The sequence below is a fragment of the Pseudomonas sp. NFACC39-1 genome (assembly GCF_900110355.1).
GTDB classification, from domain to species: Bacteria; Pseudomonadota; Gammaproteobacteria; order Pseudomonadales; family Pseudomonadaceae; genus Aquipseudomonas; species Aquipseudomonas tehranensis.
Map to the genome: position 1 here is coordinate 1 of NZ_FODL01000036.1, position 1,251 is coordinate 1,251.

The following is a 1,251-nucleotide window of genomic DNA, read 5'->3' on the forward strand; positions in this document are numbered from 1 at the left end:
TGAACTGGCTTAATGATCCCGGACACCTCTTAAGGGCGATATGATTCGCCCCATCAGGAGGTTCCATGCAAGAGCGAAAGACCTACACCCGCGAGTTCAAGCAACGTGCTGCAAGCATGGTTCTTGATGATAACTGCTCAGTTCCTGACGTCTGTGCGTCAATGGACGTTGGCCCTACGGCTCTGCGCCGCTGGGTAGATCAGGTTCGCAAAGAGCGTGAAAAACGGCAGCCAGTGGCAGGCACCAAGGCAATCAGCGACGAACAGCGAGAGCTTCAACAACTGCGAGCCAAGATTAAACGCCTGGAGACTGAGGCTGAAATCTTAAAAAAGGCTACGGCTCTCTTGATGTCGGATCCCGATCGTTTTTCCTGATCGAGGAGCTGAGGGAGTCGAGCACATATCCGACCAGACTGCTTTGCAGTGCGCTGGATGTTTCCCGCAGCGCGTTTTATGACTGGCTTAGGCGACGTTCAGCGCCCAATGCCGAGCGTGATGCGCTCAGGGCAAAAGTCGTGGAACTGCATGTCGAAAGCCGAGGAAGTGCAGGCGCGCGGATGATTTCTCAGCACTTAAAGGCCCAGCAGATAAAGGTGGGAAGGCATTTGGCGGGAAAACTCATGGCGGAGGCAAATGTGGCCAGCAGACAGCGCCGCCGGCATCAGTACCGCTCCAGAGGCGTCGAAGCGTTTGTGGCCAAGAACCTGCTCGAACGTAACTTTGAGCCAACCGCAATCAATCAGGTCTGGTGTGGCGACGTTACCAGCCTGATGGTTGGGAAACGCTGGTATCACTTGGCAGTGGTCATTGATCTATTCGCCCGCCGAATCGTTGGCTGGGCGTTTTCTCTGATCAATGACGCCCACCTGGTTAGCAAGGCGCTGAGAATGGCGGTGGAGGTTCGAGGCAGACATGCAGGCTTGATGTTTCATTCGGATCAAGGCTGCCAATACACCAGCCAGCGCTTTCAATCTGAGCTGCTTGAGCATGGGATAACGCAAAGCATGAGTCGTCGAGGACAATGCTGGGACAACGCGCCAACAGAGCGTTTTTTCGGGACGCTCAAATCAGAGTGGGTGCCCATCAAGGGCTACACGACAGTTGAAGAAGCCAAGCAGGATATGACCAGCTTCTTCATGCGATACAACCGAATCAGGCTCCACAGCTATAACAACTACCTGCCGCCAATAGCCATGGAGCAGCAGGCAGCTTGATCACCGTAATCGGTGTCCGGAAAAACTTGACCAGAACA

Annotated in this window: 2 protein-coding genes; both read left to right on the forward strand. The window is 54.4% G+C overall.

The window, feature by feature from the left end:
* Nucleotides 1-65 precede the first annotated feature (65 nt).
* Entirely contained in the window at nt 66-374 is a 309-nt protein-coding gene (locus BMY45_RS28520; protein WP_145244844.1) for a transposase, read from the forward strand.
* An 8-nt stretch (nt 375-382) separates the two neighbouring features.
* Entirely contained in the window at nt 383-1,213 is an 831-nt protein-coding gene (locus BMY45_RS27195; protein ID WP_256573687.1) for an IS3 family transposase, read from the forward strand.
* Nucleotides 1,214-1,251: the final 38 nt, after the last annotated feature.

What these genes read in the sequence shown, in the direction of transcription:
- BMY45_RS28520 (WP_145244844.1), top strand. Translation starts at nt 66, where the DNA reads ATGCAAGAGCGAAAGACCTACACCCGCGAGTTCAAGCAACGTGCTGCA.